16 protein-coding genes are annotated in these 15,131 nt (G+C 58.9%); 5 read left to right on the top strand and 11 right to left on the bottom strand.

What is annotated here, in order from left to right:
- Nucleotides 1–88: 88 nt before the first annotated feature.
- Nucleotides 89–373 carry a DUF1435 domain-containing protein gene (locus SPL01S_RS19005; protein ID WP_006320084.1) on the bottom strand — a complete coding sequence of 95 codons (285 nt, stop codon included), beginning with the start codon at nt 371–373 and terminating at the stop codon, nt 89–91.
- A gap of 262 nt (nt 374–635) precedes the next feature.
- Here SPL01S_RS19005 and SPL01S_RS19000 point away from each other — a divergent pair, with 262 nt between their 5' ends.
- Complete coding sequence (locus SPL01S_RS19000; RefSeq protein ID WP_063202250.1) at nt 636–1,712, top strand: diguanylate cyclase; 1,077 nt, start codon at nt 636–638, stop codon at nt 1,710–1,712.
- Nucleotides 1,713–1,762: 50 nt separating this feature from the next.
- On the opposite strand, the gene SPL01S_RS18995 is transcribed toward SPL01S_RS19000, so the two are convergent.
- Nucleotides 1,763–2,374 (bottom strand): TetR/AcrR family transcriptional regulator, encoded by a 612-nt coding sequence (locus tag SPL01S_RS18995; protein WP_063202248.1) that lies wholly within the window; start codon nt 2,372–2,374, stop codon nt 1,763–1,765.
- Between the two features lie 124 nt (nt 2,375–2,498).
- Between SPL01S_RS18995 and SPL01S_RS18990 the strand changes: the two genes are divergently transcribed.
- Nucleotides 2,499–3,689: an MFS transporter gene (locus SPL01S_RS18990; RefSeq protein WP_063202246.1), complete on the top strand. Its 1,191-nt coding sequence runs from the start codon at nt 2,499–2,501 to the stop codon at nt 3,687–3,689.
- 20 nt (nt 3,690–3,709) lie between these two features.
- Here SPL01S_RS18990 and SPL01S_RS18985 read toward each other — a convergent pair whose 3' ends face one another.
- Nucleotides 3,710–4,627 carry a LysR family transcriptional regulator gene (locus tag SPL01S_RS18985; protein WP_081113174.1) on the bottom strand — a complete coding sequence of 306 codons (918 nt, stop codon included), beginning with the start codon at nt 4,625–4,627 and terminating at the stop codon, nt 3,710–3,712.
- A gap of 124 nt (nt 4,628–4,751) precedes the next feature.
- Here SPL01S_RS18985 and SPL01S_RS18980 point away from each other — a divergent pair, with 124 nt between their 5' ends.
- Nucleotides 4,752–5,945 carry an MFS transporter gene (locus SPL01S_RS18980; RefSeq protein ID WP_063202244.1) on the top strand — a complete coding sequence of 398 codons (1,194 nt, stop codon included), beginning with the start codon at nt 4,752–4,754 and terminating at the stop codon, nt 5,943–5,945.
- Between the two features lie 45 nt (nt 5,946–5,990).
- On the opposite strand, the gene fucP is transcribed toward SPL01S_RS18980, so the two are convergent.
- The 7 genes from fucP to SPL01S_RS18945 are packed head-to-tail and all read right to left on the bottom strand — an operon-like array spanning nt 5,991 to nt 12,195.
- On the bottom strand, nt 5,991–7,220 hold the full coding sequence (fucP, locus tag SPL01S_RS18975) for an L-fucose:H+ symporter permease (protein WP_063202242.1): 1,230 nt from the start codon (nt 7,218–7,220) through the stop codon (nt 5,991–5,993).
- A 33-nt stretch (nt 7,221–7,253) separates the two neighbouring features.
- The gene (locus SPL01S_RS18970; protein ID WP_062869550.1) at nt 7,254–7,613 is read right to left on the bottom strand and encodes an L-rhamnose mutarotase; all 360 of its coding nucleotides are present in this window, start codon (nt 7,611–7,613) and stop codon (nt 7,254–7,256) included.
- A complete protein-coding gene (locus SPL01S_RS18965) occupies nt 7,610–8,386 on the bottom strand; it encodes an L-fucose dehydrogenase (protein ID WP_006323479.1) in 777 nt (258 codons plus the stop codon). The genes SPL01S_RS18970 and SPL01S_RS18965 overlap by 4 nt, the downstream gene beginning before the upstream one ends.
- Nucleotides 8,387–8,408: 22 nt before the next feature.
- The gene (locus tag SPL01S_RS18960; protein ID WP_063202240.1) at nt 8,409–9,248 is read right to left on the bottom strand and encodes an amidohydrolase family protein; all 840 of its coding nucleotides are present in this window, start codon (nt 9,246–9,248) and stop codon (nt 8,409–8,411) included.
- Between the two features lie 14 nt (nt 9,249–9,262).
- Entirely contained in the window at nt 9,263–10,540 is a 1,278-nt protein-coding gene (locus SPL01S_RS18955; RefSeq protein WP_063202238.1) for an L-fuconate dehydratase, read from the bottom strand.
- A gap of 14 nt (nt 10,541–10,554) precedes the next feature.
- The gene (locus SPL01S_RS18950; RefSeq protein ID WP_063202236.1) at nt 10,555–11,400 is read right to left on the bottom strand and encodes a fumarylacetoacetate hydrolase family protein; all 846 of its coding nucleotides are present in this window, start codon (nt 11,398–11,400) and stop codon (nt 10,555–10,557) included.
- A 54-nt stretch (nt 11,401–11,454) separates the two neighbouring features.
- Nucleotides 11,455–12,195, bottom strand: coding sequence for an SDR family oxidoreductase (locus SPL01S_RS18945; RefSeq protein WP_063202234.1), 741 nt, complete (start codon nt 12,193–12,195; stop codon nt 11,455–11,457).
- A 235-nt stretch (nt 12,196–12,430) separates the two neighbouring features.
- On the opposite strand from SPL01S_RS18945, the gene SPL01S_RS18940 reads away from it, so the two are divergent.
- Nucleotides 12,431–13,189: a FadR/GntR family transcriptional regulator gene (locus SPL01S_RS18940; RefSeq protein ID WP_004949875.1), complete on the top strand. Its 759-nt coding sequence runs from the start codon at nt 12,431–12,433 to the stop codon at nt 13,187–13,189.
- 230 nt (nt 13,190–13,419) lie between these two features.
- A complete protein-coding gene (gene ampH, locus SPL01S_RS18935; RefSeq protein ID WP_063202232.1) occupies nt 13,420–14,562 on the top strand; it encodes a D-alanyl-D-alanine-carboxypeptidase/endopeptidase AmpH in 1,143 nt (380 codons plus the stop codon).
- Nucleotides 14,563–14,608: 46 nt separating this feature from the next.
- Here the strand turns inward: ampH and hpaC are convergent, their stop codons facing one another.
- Nucleotides 14,609–15,121: a 4-hydroxyphenylacetate 3-monooxygenase, reductase component gene (gene hpaC, locus SPL01S_RS18930; RefSeq protein ID WP_063202230.1), complete on the bottom strand. Its 513-nt coding sequence runs from the start codon at nt 15,119–15,121 to the stop codon at nt 14,609–14,611.
- Between the last annotated feature and the right edge of the window lie 10 nt (nt 15,122–15,131).

The following is a 15,131-nucleotide window of genomic DNA, read 5'->3' as shown; positions in this document are numbered from 1 at the left end:
AATTGATGAGTTCCCCTCCCGCAGTTCCTCTGAATTTCCCCAAAAAAATAGCACCAAAGACTCTCCGCTCAAGCGGCTTTTTGCGTTTTTAACTGAAGCTGAAATTCAGGCTGACCGCCGCCAATCCACCGGCCAGCGCCATGCAGGATGGCAGCAGCAAATAATGACGCCAGCGGCTGTTAAACAGCATCACCAACGTCGCTAACATGGCGATCACGATTAGCGTGCGCAGTTGCATCATATCCAGGTTGATCAACGCCAGTAACGGCATCAAGGCGCAGGGCAGCAGAACGCCCCAGGCGCTGGCCAAACGGTTGCCCAGGCACCAGCTTACGCCCCACAAACCACATGCGGTAATCATGGCTGCAATCATGATAACCCTACCCTTTAAGTGATAATGATAACCAATATCATATAACACTTTTTTTCAACGCGCATCATTTTCACCGCTGCGGCCAAACGCGGATGACAGAACGGCGAAAAAATGATAGTTTGCGATAAGAAAATTCTTAGTCGCCGTAGCGTGCTAATAATTACAATTAAAAACCATGTAATACAGGTGTTTAATTCACGCTGAAAGAATCTTTCTAACCTTAATTTTTCGACAGATCGATATTGTAAAGAGTGAACTCCGTATGAACGCGCGTTCTTATCAGGAACTGCTGACTAGCAAGCACCGCTTATCATTGTTTTTGTTTTTATTGATGAACGCGGCCTCTTCTATATTTACAATATTGGTTCCGTTTCAGGGCAAACCCGCATTTACCCTACCTTTATTAGCCATACCGCTATTTTGTCTGGTTGCATTGTTATTTACCCTGCAATCCATGCGGCAATTCGTCAAAAAGCTTAATCTGTTTTCATGCGTTATTGGCCTGCTGTGGGCGGCGCATATTTACATTAAAAGTCAGTATTATGCGCCGAATAACCAAGGCTTCTTATTACTTAGCCTGTTCAGTATGTTCTTTATCAGCGCCATTGCCTTAACCGATAACTTTATCGCTTTTTGTCTGCATGCCGTTCCGTCCGCGCTGGTCATTCTATTTCTGGATGGTATGCACAATACCGTGCGGATAGTTTTCACCACAGTGCTGCCGATTATCGCTTTCTCAATCCATCACCTCATGCTCAAGCGCAGCGAAGCCTTTACCAAGACGCTGGTGGCTAACCTGTATAACGAACGAGACAGGTTCAGTAATTTAAGCATGATCGATCCGTTAACCGGCCTTTATAATCGGCGTGGCCTGGAGAACAAGATCAATATGTTGCCGGAGTCCCAATCGGGTCGCCATTTTGTTCTGTTGCTCGATATTGACCACTTCAAAGCCTATAACGATAACTATGGCCACACCATGGGCGATCAGGCGCTGGTGCAAGTGGCTATCGCCATCCGCGACTCGGTGCGTTCGCGCGATATTGTGGTGCGCTACGGCGGGGAAGAGTTTCTGGTGCTGCTGACCAACGTCAGAGAAGATTACGCCGCGCAACTGGCTGAACGAGTGCGCCAGCGCGTGCAGGAATTGAAAATCCCCCACCGTTTTAACCAGTTAGAGATAACCAACGTCACGCTCAGCGCCGGCATCGCCATGCTGGACAAGCTTGACGTGGCCTCGGCGATCCGCGCGGCCGATGCGGCGCTGTATCTGGCTAAAAACAACGGCCGCAACAATATTCAACTGGCGGAAAACGTGCAGGCCGCGGTGACCCCATGACAAGCTGATCGCAGCCCCCCGTAATCACTTGCGGGGGGAAACCAGAAACCTCATGCGCTCGTCGTCGGAGTGCGCAAAGGTTTCAACCCGTTCAGCAGCAGTTCCACCCCATCCAGTGCCTGCGCCAGCGCTTGCTTGTCCTCAGGGCGATTGGCGATCCAAAAAGCCGCGTCCATCAAGCCACCATTAATCAGATGCGCCAGCACTTCGGGCGAGGTCGGCGCAATATGTTTTTCTTCCATCAACGTCTTCAGCATGCGGGTCATCGAAGCAACGCATTGCAACTTGCCGGCCTGCAAATACTCCGCGCCAAGTACCGACGGCGAATCGCGCAGCAAAATGCGCTGCACTTCCGGCGCCATCGTCATCTCAAGATAAGCCCGGCAGCGCCCTTTGAATGCACTCCAGTTATCCGGTGCATGGGCGGAAATATCGGCCAGGCGCGCGTCCATTTCTGCATCGATTTCCTGCGCTACGGCAAGAAACAGCCCTTTTTTATCGCCAAAGTGGTGATACAGCGCGCCGCGCGTCATGCCGGCTTGCGCCGTGAGCTCATCCATCACCGTGTCGGCATACCCAACGCGGCCAAATTGCTGACGCGCGGTCGCAACCAGCTTTTTGCGCGTTTCCTCAATCATTTCCGTTCGTGCTTTACGTGCCATTTTGACGCTCCGGGCTTGGGGTCATGACGTTATAATTGACATACGTAGCGTATGTCAATTAGGTTTAACATACGCCTCGTATGTCAATGAGGCCAAATATCCCCATCAATACTCTGGAGTTTTTATGGCCAACCCTTACCTCGAGCTTTTCAGCACGCCGGGCACCAAGGCATTTTCCCTTGCCGGGCTCATCGCACGCCTGCCCCTCTCCATGCTCGGGATCGGCATCATCACCATGCTCGCACAGTTGCGGGGGTCTTATTGGCTGGCCGGCGCCGTAGCGGCGACCTTTGCGTTTTCCATGGCGCTGCTGGCGCCGCATATCTCACGCGCGGTTGATCGCCTGGGGCAGCGCCGCGTGCTGCCCTGTGTTACCGCCGTCAGCGTAGTCGGCGTGCTGTCATTGCTGCTGTGTACGCATTATCAGGCACCCGACTGGACGCTGTTCGTCTTTGCGGCGGTGTCCGGCTGCATGCCCAGCATGCCGGCCATGGTCAGAGCCCGCTGGACTGAGATCTTGCGTGGCACACCCCGCTTGCACACCGCATTTTCGTTTGAGTCCGTGCTCGATGAAGTCTGTTTTATTATCGGCCCCCCCATTTCAGTAGGCCTCAGCGTAGCGATCTTTCCAGAGGCGGGGCCATTGGCCGCCGCCATTTTACTGACGATGGGCGTCACGGCCTTTGTCTGGCAAACAGGCTCCGAACCGCCGGTTTATCCTGACGACGGCACGGCTCGCGGTTCCGTCATCAAGCAGGTGCCGATGCAGATACTGGTGCTGACGTTAGTCGCGTTGGGCACCATTGTCGGCACCGTCGACGTCATCAGCGTCGCCTTTGCCGAACAGCTTGGGCAACCTGCCGCAGCCAGCCTGGTGCTGTCGGTTTACGCCATCGGTTCTTGCCTGGCCGGGTTGGTTTTCGGCGCCATGAAAATCCCGGTTCCTCTGCCCCGCCTGTTTTTATACGCCGCTCTGGCCACGGCGATGACCGCATTGCCCCTGCTGCTGGTTGAGGATATTTTCACCCTGGCAGCCACGGTATTTGTCGCAGGCCTGTTCTTTGCCCCGACCATGATCATTGCGATGGGGTTGGTTGAAAATATCGTTCCGCCCTCCCGGTTAACGGAAGGGTTAACCTGGATGATCACCGGGCTGGGGATTGGCGTAGCGCTCGGCGCCGCTCTGGCGGGATGGGTTGTCGATGAAGCCGGGGTAAAAGCCGGGTTCATCATTACGATATCTGCCGGCCTGGTGGTATTGCTGGTCGCCGTCGGCGGTTACCGTCTGCTGCAAAAATCCGTGCATGCGGCCTGACGGGAAATGGCCGGCTGGCGTCAGGCCAGTTCCCAAATGGCCTTGCCGCCCCATCGGCTTTCTATCGCCCCCACGAATCGTTTCACTTTAGGCGACAGATAGCGCCGGGTGGGATAAACGGCGCATATGGGCGCTTCAGCCCGGCAATATTTCTCCAGTACCGGCACAAGCGTGCCGGCCGAGAGTTGTTCACCAACCAGAAAAGCGCCGAGTTGGCACAAACCCAAACCTGCAAGTGCCGAATCCCGCAATGCTTCGGTGTTGTTGAAACGCATTCTTCCGCCGACAGGTTCGTCGCGATGTTGTCCATTTACCTGATAGCGCCAGGGAACCGGCATTCCCTGGTGCGAGAACACCAACCGATGGTGATCAACCAGATCGTCCGGCGTCTGAGGCACGCCATGGTTCGCCAAATAGCGCGGTGAAGCACAGGTTATCAACCGGTGCGGTGCGAGGACTTTACGCACCAGCCGGCTGTCATCGTTACCGCCAATGCGGATAGCCAAATCGATCCCCTCGCGCACCAGATCGCTGAAGTCATCGGAGAACGTCACTTCTACATCCACTTCCGGCCATTGGAGCAGGAAATCCCTCAAAATCGGTAAAATATGCAAACGGCCAAAGGCGACGGGAAGATCGATACGCAAGCGTCCTCTGGGCGTTTGATGCCGCTGGTTTATCGCCGTTTCCGCTTCGTCGACCTCCGCCAGAATCCGCAGCGCATGTTCATAAAACACCTGACCTTCTTCGGTCAGGCTCACGCTGCGCGTCGTCCGGTGCAGAAGCCGGGTGGCCAACCGCTCTTCCAGCCGATTAACGCTTTTCCCCGCCGACGAGCGGGATATGCCGAGCCTCTCGGCCGCCAGAGTAAAACTACGCGCATCAGCGACCCGCACAAACACCAGCAGATCGGACAGGTTATCAAGCGGCATCGCCATTAAATTAGCCACGTTTTGTCCCCAATGTTGCCCATTAAGGCCAGTTTATCACCCGATAGTGCGCGTATACACTGTGTTCTGTCCCCCCATCCCCCCTATCAAATCCAGTAAACGAGGACATTTAATGAGCACATCTCACCAGGCCGCCGGACAACCGGCAAGCATCCCAAGCCCCTGGTTGGCGGTATTTTCAATCGGGCTCGCCACATTTTCCGTCGTCACCACCGAAATGTTACCCGTCGGCCTGTTGAATCCCATTGCGGATACGCTAAACGCCACGGTTGGCCGGGCGGGCCTGATGATTTCATTGCCGGCCCTACTGGCCGCCTTTTTTGCTCCACTGGTCGTTCTCGCCTCCGGAGGGATTAACCGCAGGACGATCCTCCGCTGGCTTCTCGTGTTGCTGATTGCGGCTAATATTGCTTCGGCCACGGCAGCCAGCCTGAACGGGCTGTTGGCCGCTCGCGTCGTCGTCGGTTTCTGCATGGGCGGAATTTGGGCCATTGCCGGGGGCATTGCGGGGCGGTTGGTACCACAAGCTTCCATAGGTCTGGCAATATCGATAATTTTTGGCGGCGTCGCGGCCGCTTCGGTATTAGGCGTGCCCTTAGGGGCATTTATAGGTGATGCATTCGGCTGGCGTACCGCCTTTCTGGCGATGGCTCTTTTAGCTCTGCTGGCGCTAATCTTGCTCATCAGATCGTTCCCATCGGTGCCTGCGGAACACGCTGTCACTTTAGGGCAATTCGCCGAACAACTGGCAAACCCAAAGCTGCTTGCGGGGCTCCTGGTCACAGCCTTGTTGGTCGCCGGCCATTTCATGGCTTTCACCTTTATTCGACCGCTGCTGCAGACGGTATCTCATTTTGACGACAACTGGATTGGCCCGCTGCTGTTCGCCTACGGCCTCGCCGGCATTGCCGGAAATTTTCTTGCCGGCAGCGCAGCGGCAAAACACCTTCGCCCGACGCTGGCGCTGATCGCCCTCGGGCTAACTGCCGCCGTCATCCTGTTTTCCTGGTGGGGAGCAACCGCCGTAAGCGGCGGTCTTATTACCCTGCTGTGGGGGCTTGCCTATGGCGGGGTTTCCGTATCGCTGATGACCTGGATGATGATCGCATCCCCCCGGTCAATCGAGGTCGCCACCTCTCTCTATATCGCCACCTTTAATATCGGTATTTCTCTCGGCGCCGTAACAGGAGGGCAACTTGTCGATAAATATGGTCTGGTAACCAACGCCCTGATGGCCGGCGCCACCACAGGTCTGGCATTGGTGGTTATCGCGAGAGTAAAAATCAGGGCTGAACCTGCAGCCTGATGGCAACCTGCGGCCCGCCGCTGCCCGAGCCGGCGGGCCGTGGGTCTAGCGGCGGCGCTGCTGCATGCCGTAGACAAACACCACGGCAAAACACAGCAACGGCAGCAGGTACGACAGCGCCGTGCTGTACCTGTCCGCCAGCGCCCCCATAAAGTAAGGCATGATGGCACCGCCGACGATCGCCATGATCATAAAGGAACTGGCGCGCTTGGTGTGTTTACCCATATTTTTCACCCCCAGGGCGAAAATGGTCGGGAACATGATCGACATAAAGAAGAACACGCCAATCAGCGCCACCACCGAGACCCCGTCGATACTGAGCATCACCACGCCGCACAGCAGAATATTGATCAGCGAGTAAAGCATCAGCAACGTGGCGGGTTTCACTCTGCCCATCAGCCAGGTGCTGAAGAAGCGCCCGATCATAAAACAAATCATGGCGATGGAGAGCAGGTAGGAAGCGCTCTGGTTGGAAACGTCGCTCCAGTGTTCGGTGGCGTAGTTAATAAAGAACGCCCCCACGCCGACCTGCGCCGCCACGTAGAAGAACTGGGTAATCACCCCGCCGACAAAGTGTTTGTGCTGCCACAAGCCTTGCGCGATTTCGCCCTGTTCCGGCTGCTCTTCCTCACGGATATCCGGCAACCGGGTGCGGCTGAACAGCAAGGCAATCAGCAGCACCAGCGCGGCGATCGCCACATAAGTCACCTTCACCGCGCTCTGGTCACCGCCGCTTGCCCCCTGGGTTGCGGAGAAAAACAGCGTACCGCCGATCATCGGCCCGATGAACTGCCCCAGGCCGTTAAAAGACTGGGCGAGGTTGAGCCGCCGTTCCGCGCCCTGCGTATCGCCCAGCACCGTAGCGTAAGGGTTGGCCGCGGTTTCCAGGCAACCCAGGCCGCAGGCAATGACAAACAATGCAAACAGGAAGGCGCCGAAGCTGTTGGCGGAGGCCGCCGGCACAAACAACAACGCCCCTAGCGCATACAGACACAGCCCTACCAGAATGCCGGCCTTGTAACCTTTCTTATCCATAAAATAGCCGGCGGGCAGCGCCACCAAGAAATAAGCGCCGAAATACGCCGCCTGCAATAACCCCGACTGCGCCTTGGTCACGTGCAGTGTTTCCTGAAAGTGTTTATTCAATACGTCCAACAAGCCATACGACAGCCCCCACATAAAGAACAGGCTGGTGACCAGGATAAAGGCCCAGCGTAAATTGGAGGTCGCCTTGACGCCCAGCTGTGGCGGGGCCGCACTTTTTTCAGCAAGCATTGATATATCCTCGGGTAGGGTAGTGAGATGTTGTTATTGCTGTTGCAAAGAGAATATCCGCTCCATCGCCACCCATTTTTCGCCCTGCGGCGTCCAGGGGGTGGCCACCTGGTATTTCCACATCAGGGCTTCCCAGCGCTGCACATGGGGATTGCTCAGACCAGCGGCGTCAAACCGCCCGGCATCGAACGCCGGGCTGACCTCGACGATCATGAACAGCCGGGTGCCCAGCCGGTAAATCTCCATATCCAGGATGCCGTGCTCGTGCAGATGTTCGGCAATTTCCGGCCAGATGCGTTGGTGGTGGCGCTGATACTCCTCAATCAGCGCCGGTGAATCGACCAGATCGAGCGCCTGGCAAAAGCGCCGCGGCAAACCCGCAGAGCCGTTCATGTGAGCGCCCGATCAAGGTGCAGGTAGCCGCCGTCCACCGACAGCCACTGCCCGGTGGTGTGCGACGACCGCGATGAGATCAAAAACACCACGGTGTCGGCGATTTCCTGCGGCGTGGTCATCCGCTGTTCGAACGGAATGCGCGCGGTAATTTTCTCAAGCTGCTGCTCCGGCTGTTCGAAGGTATTGATCCAGCGCTGATACTGCGGCGTGATCACTTCCGCCGGAACTACGGCATTCACTCGCACTCCGTCATGGCGCAGCGATACCGCCCACTCGCGCGTCAACGCCAGTACCGCCCCCTTGGCGGCGGTATAACCGCTGGTGCCGCCCTGCCCGCTGAGCGCAGTTTTGGAGGCGATGTTGACGATGGCCCCCTTGCTGCTTTGCAACGCCTGCTGGCACAGGTGCGCCATCAGATAGTAATGAATCAGGTTTTTCTCCAGCGATCCGACAAACGCCTCTCGCCCCGCCTCCAGCCCGACGCCGTCGTTCACCCCGGCGTTATTCACCAACCCGTCGAGGCGGCCGAAGGTTGCCAGGGTTTGCGCCACCGCTCGCCGGCAGTCGTTTTCTTCACAGAGATCGGTGATGATCACTTCGCTCTGCGGCTGTAACCGGCGCAGTGCCGTCAGGAAATCCGCCTCCGGTTCCGCGTTGGTGACAATCACCGGAATCGCCCCTTCTTCCGCCAGCAGGCGGGAAATGGCCGCGCCGATGCCGGAACCGCCGCCGGTGACGATCACCACTTTCTCTTTCAGATACAAATCCATAACTCACTCCATTAATCCGTAGCTAACCCCTGGTCAGGCTGTAAACGCGGCTGGCCGTCCCGCCCCAAATTGCCGCCTGCTGTGCGGGGCTCAGCGCGGCGACGGCCTGTTCGCACAGGCGATAAACCTGGCCGTAATCGCCGGCCAGCAAACACACCGGCCAATCGGAGCCGAACATCAGCCGCTGCGGGCCGAATGCCTCCAGCGCCGCCTCAAAAAACGGCAACAGCTGCTGCGCCTGCCAACCGCCGCCTGGCGCTTCGGTAATCAACCCGGACAGCTTGCAGGCCACGTGGGGCAACGCCGCCAGCGGTTTGATTTGCTGCGCCCAATGCTGTGCGCCACGGGCGATATCCGGCTTGCCGAGATGATCCAGCACCAGCCAGTAATCGTCGTGCCGGGCGGCAAACTGCGCCGCGGCCGCCAGATCCCGGTGAGTGACCAGAATGTCGTAGACATAACCGTGCCGCTGCAGCGCCTGCATGCCGCACCGCACCGCCTGCCGCTCCAGCCAGGCCGCCGGTTGCGGCTCATCCTGAACCAGATGGCGCAGGCCGCGCAGCAGCGGCTGTTGGCGCAGTTCATCAAACCGCTGCGGCAGTTGAGGCGAGGCAATGTCCAGCCAGCCCACCACGCCGGATACGCCACGGCTTTGCTGCACCTGCGCCAGCAGCGTCCGGGTTTCCTGCTCGCACTGGCGGGCCTGCACCACCAGCGCGCCGTCGAAACCGTGGCGTTGCAGCAACGGTTCGAGCTGGGCCGGGCCGTAGTCCTGACGCAGCACCGCCATCTGTTCGCTAATCCACGGATACCCCTGCGGCCGGTAGCGCCAATAGTGTTGGTGAGCGTCGATGCGCAGCATGCCGTGCTCCCGCTTCAACCGCGAAACCGATACTGTTCGATCGACGCAGGGTGCATCTCGATCGAATATCCAGGGTGTTGCGGCGGCATGTAGGCCGCGCCCCGGATGTCGCAAGGATGAATAAAATGTTCATGCAGGTGGTCAACGTATTCGATCACTCGCCCGTCGTGGGTACCGGCGATGCACAGGTAGTCGATCATCGACAGATGCTGCACGTATTCGCACAACCCCACGCCACCGGCATGCGGGCATACCGGCAGGTTGTATTTCGCCGCCATCAGCATCACCGCCAACACCTCGTTGACCCCGCCAAGGCGGCAGGCGTCGATCTGCACCACGTCAATCGCCCCGCGCATGATGAACTGCTTGAACATAATGCGGTTCTGGCACATCTCGCCGGTGGCGACCTTGACCGGATGGATCCCTTCGCGGATGCGGCGATGCCCCTCAACGTCGTCCGGGCTGGTCGGTTCTTCGATAAACCAGGGTTTGGCGAACGCCAGGTGCTTCACCCACGGAATGGCGTCGTTCACTTCCCACACCTGGTTGGCGTCGATCATCAGTTGACGATCGGGGCCGATCACCTCGCGGGCGATACGCACGCGGCGGATATCGTCTTCCAGGTCGCGGCCCACTTTCAGCTTCAGGTAGGAGAAACCGGCGTCGACCGCTTCCTGACACAGCCGACGCAGCTTGTCGTCCGGGTAACCCAGCCAGCCGGCGGAGGTGGTGTAGCACGGATAACCGTCCTCCAGCAGCCGCGCCAGACGCTCCTCCTTACCCTGCGCCCGCTGGTTCAGCAGGCTGAGCGCCTCCTGCGGCGTAATGCAGTCGGTGATGTAACGGAAATCGATGCAACGCACCAGCTCCTCCGGCGTCATCTCCGCCACCAGCCGCCACACCGGTTTGCCCACGGATTTGGCCCACAGATCCCATACCGCATTCACCACCGCCCCGGTCGCCAGGTGAATGGCGCCCTTGTCCGGCCCAATCCAGCGCAGTTGGCTGTCGCCGGTAAAACGCCGCCAAAACGCGCCCATGTCGGCGGCGATCTCCTCAAGCCGGACGCCGACAATCTGATGCTCCAGCGCGCGGATCGCCGCGCAGCAGATCTCGTTGCCGCGGCCGATGGTAAAGGTCAGCCCGTGGCCGCGCAGATCGGCGTGGTCGGTCTCCAGGATCACGTACGCCGCCGAATAGTCCGGATCCGGATTCATCGCGTCGGATCCGTCCAGCCCCAGCGAAGTGGGGAAACGAATATCTTCAACCCGCAGTGCGGTAATCGTCGTCATGGTGCGGCTCCCCATCAGGCCTGTACGGTTGTTTGACGTTGTTCACCCAATCCCTCGATGCCCAGACGCATCGTCTGCCCGGCCTTCAGGTAGATGGGTTGCGGCTTCTGCCCCATGCCCACGCCCGGTGGCGTGCCGGTGGAGATCACATCCCCCGGTTGCAGGCTCATAAAGCGGCTCAGGTAGCTGATGATGTGCGGAATGCGGAAGATCATGGTGCTGGTGTTGCCGTCCTGATAGCGTTTGCCGTCCACCTCCAGCCACAGGTTCAGGCGGTGAGGGTCGGCAATTTCATCGGCGGTGACCAGCCAGGGGCCGGTGGGGCCGAAGGTGTCGCAGCCTTTGCCCTTGTCCCAGGTGCCGCCGCGCTCAATCTGGAATTCACGCTCGGAAACGTCGTTAATGACGCAATAACCGGCGACGTGGCGCAGGGCATCCTGCTCACTGATATAACGCCCGCCCTGGCCGATGATCACGCCCAGCTCCACTTCCCAGTCGGTTTTGACCGAATCGCGCGGAATTTGCACGTCGTCGTTTGGCCCCACCACCGCGCTGGTCCATTTGCTGAACACCACAGGTTCGCCGGGGATCGCCGCACCGGTTTCCGCCGCGTGATCGGCGTAATTGAGGCCAATGCAGATAAACTTGCCGATCTGGCCGACGCACGGCCCCAGGCGCGGTTGCCCCTCGACCAGCGGCAGTTGGTTGATATCCAAGGCACGCAGCTTTTCCAGCGATGCCGGCAGCAGCGCTTCACCGCTGACATCGGCGATATGCTGCGAAAGGTCGCGGATCTGGCCGTTATTGTCCAATACCCCCGGCCGCTCTTGCCCCGGTGCGCCATAGCGTAAAAGTTTCATAGATTCCTCAATCCTCCGTAGAAGCGCCTTCGACGACGCCGCAAAACGTAAAAATCAGTTGCTCCAGCCGCCGTCGATAATCTGCACCGTGCCGGTGGTATAAGAGCTGGCGTCCGAGGCCAGATACAGCGCCAACTGGGCAATCTCGGCGGTAGTGCCGATGCGGCCAATCGGCTGGCGGGCGACAAACGCCTGATACACCTCTTCTTCGCTGCGCCCCTGTTCACGCGCCTGCTCGGCAATGCGCTGGCGCAACGACGGCGACTCCACCGTGCCGGGGCAGATGGCGTTACAGCGAATGCCCTGGGTAACGTAATCCGCCGCCACCGAACGCGTCAGGCCGATCACCGCCGCCTTGGTGGTGCTGTAAGCAAAGCGGTTCGGCACCCCTTTCACGCTTGAGGCGACCGAAGACATATTGATAATCGAGCCGTTTTTACGCGCCAGCATGCCGGGCAAGAAGGCACGGATCATGCGGAACATCGCCGTCACGTTCAGCTCGTTGGCGAACGCCCACTGCGCTTCGCTGCATTCCAAAATCGATCCGCTGTGCACCACGCCTGCGCAGTTAAACAACACGTCGACGGGCCCTAGGGTTTCCGCCGCTGCGGCTATCGTTGCCGGATCGGTCACGTCAAGCGTCAGCGCCTGAATGCCGGGCAGCCCCTGCAGTTGGCCGATGTTGATATCGGTGGCGATCACTTCAGCGCCCGCCTCGGCGAACAGCCTGGCGGTGCTGAAACCGATCCCCTGTCCGGCGGCGGTGATCAGTACGCGTTTCCCGGTTAAATTCATTTTTGCTCCCTTGGCCTAAAGGTCCAATGGTCAGGCCATTAAAGGCGGTTAAAGGTCAGGCCTTTAACATGACAAAAGACGCTTTACGCGTTATCGTTTGGTGAGAATGTTATGAGACACAGTTAAAACAGCATTTTTATTAACCAACTTTTTACACCTGATTAACCATTACTCAAGCAAGTTGACTAATAACTGTGCGCTGAATCACTTATCGCTAAACAGCTCAAGGTAACCCATGCCCATTACCCGACTGGAAAACCCTCGTATTTACAGACAGATAGCCGATCAATTAAAGCGGCTCATCGAAAACAACGAATTCCCCCCGGGCAGCCGCCTGCCGTCCGAGCGGGATCTGGCCCAGCAGTTACAGGTCAGCCGCGCCTCGGTACGCGAGGCGCTGATTGCGCTGGAAGTGATTGGTCTGGTCGACGTGAAAGTCGGTAACGGGGTGATCGTTCGGGCGCAGGCGCCGATTTTGGCCTCGCAGGAACCGGTAATGGCGCAGGCCGGGCGCGATCAATGGGCGGAAATCGATGACGAACTGAATATCGAGCTGGATTTTAACGCCGAGTTGCCGCCGTTCTCGCTGCTGCAAACCCGTTTGTTGATCGAACCGGAAACCGCCGCACTGGCGGCACGCCATGCCACCGACGAAGAGCTGGCGGGCATTCGGGCTGCCTATGAGCAAAACTGCCGCGATAACCGCGCCGGATCGGCCACCCACCCCGGCGACCGGCTATTCCATATCCGCATTGCCCAAGCCAGCGGCAACCCCGCCTACGCGTTCGTTATCGGCCACCTGCTCGGCCACCGCTACGGCAGCATGTTCCGCGTGCTGCAACGTCACTATACGCCGGACGATATGCCGCACCGTTCAGAACAGGAACATAGGGCGATCCTGGAGGCGATCGAGGCGCGTGACGTGCGCGGCGCACGCAAGGCCATGAAAGCGCATCTGGATGAAGTGATCGCCATCTTTACCCGCGCGCAATAGGCCGTTTCGGTACGGCGGGGGCAAGGGTAAAAATTTTTGACGGACCGCTCTTTTTTCCACATGCAGCAGGGGCCAAGGCACATTACACTGGCAGCACATTGCACCCTATGGCTTTCAAGTTGCAGCAAGCGCAGGTAACGGCGCTGCAACTTGAAAGACTACGGGTATAGGCCGTGTTACGCCACGGCCCGGGCCCTCTCCCTGCAGCCTTTTAACATGGATAACGATCGTTGAAGAACTCTTTCCGCGCTTCATTGCTGGCGCTGAGCCTGTGCGCCGCGCCACTGGCCGCTCAAGCCGCCGACCCGCAACTGGCCTCGCAAATCGTCGACCAGTATGCCGAACACATTTTCTTCAACAGCGGCGCCACCGGCATGGCGCTGGTGGTGATTGATAACAATCAGGTGGTTAACCGCAGCTTTGGCGATACCAAGCCGGGCAACGATCTGCGCCCGCGCCCGGATTCGCTGATCCGCATCGCCTCGATCACCAAGCTGATGACCAGCGAAGTGATGGTCAAAATGGCGGCGGAAGGCCGGGTCAAGCTGACCGATCCGCTGCGAAAATACGCCCCGCCGGGCGCCTCCGTACCGGCCTATAATTCGCGCCAACCCATCACCCTGCTGAGCCTGGCGACTCACACCAGCTCGCTGCCGCGCGAACAACCGGGCCAAAAACCGGCGAAAACGCCGGTGTTCACCTGGCCGACCAAGGCACAGCGCTGGCAGTGGCTCGAACACGCCAACGTCACAGTGCCGCCGGGCGTGCGCGCCGCCTATTCCAACCTGGCCTATGATCTGCTGGCAGACGCTTTGTCGCGAGCGGCAAACAAACCTTATAGCGCTTTGCTGCGCGAAAAAATCACCGCGCCGCTGGGCATGGTCGACACCACCCTTACCCCCAGCGCCGAACAGTGCTCACGCCTGATGGTGGCGGCGGCTGGGCCAAGCGCCTGCCGCGATACCACCGCAGCCGGCGGCAGCGGCGGGGTTTATTCCACCCCGCGCGACATGCAGCGCTGGATGCAACAGTTCCTCTCTTCCAACAGCGCCGGCGCACGCAAATCGACGGCGGCCAGCGAACAAACCATGTACTTCCAGCGCAACGATCTGGTGTCGCTGAAAGGCATGGACGTGCCGGGTGAAGCAAGCGCGTTGGGATTGGGTTGGGTGTATATGGCACCGAAGGACGGCCTGCCGGGCATTATTCAGAAAACCGGCGGCGGCGGCGGCTTTATTACCTATATGGCGATGATCCCGCAGAAAAATATCGGCGTCTTCGTGGTGGTAACCCGTTCAGAACTGACCAAATTCACCAATATGAGCAATCCGGTTAACCGGCTGGTGGGGGATTTGGCGGCCAACAAAAGCTAGCGCCGCCGAGTGAATGTCGGGGCGAGCCTGCTCGCCCCGCCAACACTCACGCCAGGGTCATTTCGTGCATCACCGGGTGGAAGTTGCGTTTGAAGTAGATCAGGCCGTGACCGGCGGCGTTCACCAGGATCTGGCGGATCTGCACCAGATACACCTGATGGGTGCCGATGCTCTGGATCTGCGCGATCTCCCCTTCCAGGCTGGCCAGCGTATTGCGCAGGATCGGCTGGCCCAACGGGCCGCTTTGCCACTCCTCCAGCAGGAAGCGATCCTCCATGCTGACGTCGGTCATGCCGGCGAAATGGCGTGCCATCAGCTCCTGCTCGTGGTTCAGCACGTTGACGCACAGCCGCTGATTCTCCTGGAAGACCGGGTTCATCGCGCTGTTGCGGTTAATGCATACCAGCAGCGTCGGCGGCGTGTCGGTCACCGAGCAGACCGCCGTGGCGGTGATGCCGCAGCGCCCCGCCGGGCCGTCGGTCGTCACAATATTCACCGCGGCAGACAGGTTGGCCATGGCGTCGCGAAACCGCAGACGGTGTTCATTTTCCTGAGACATACAACCCTCC

This window comes from Serratia plymuthica NBRC 102599, from assembly GCF_001590925.1.
GTDB lineage: Bacteria > Pseudomonadota > Gammaproteobacteria > Enterobacterales > Enterobacteriaceae > Serratia > Serratia plymuthica.
This window is presented reverse-complemented; position numbering and strand designations above follow the sequence as displayed.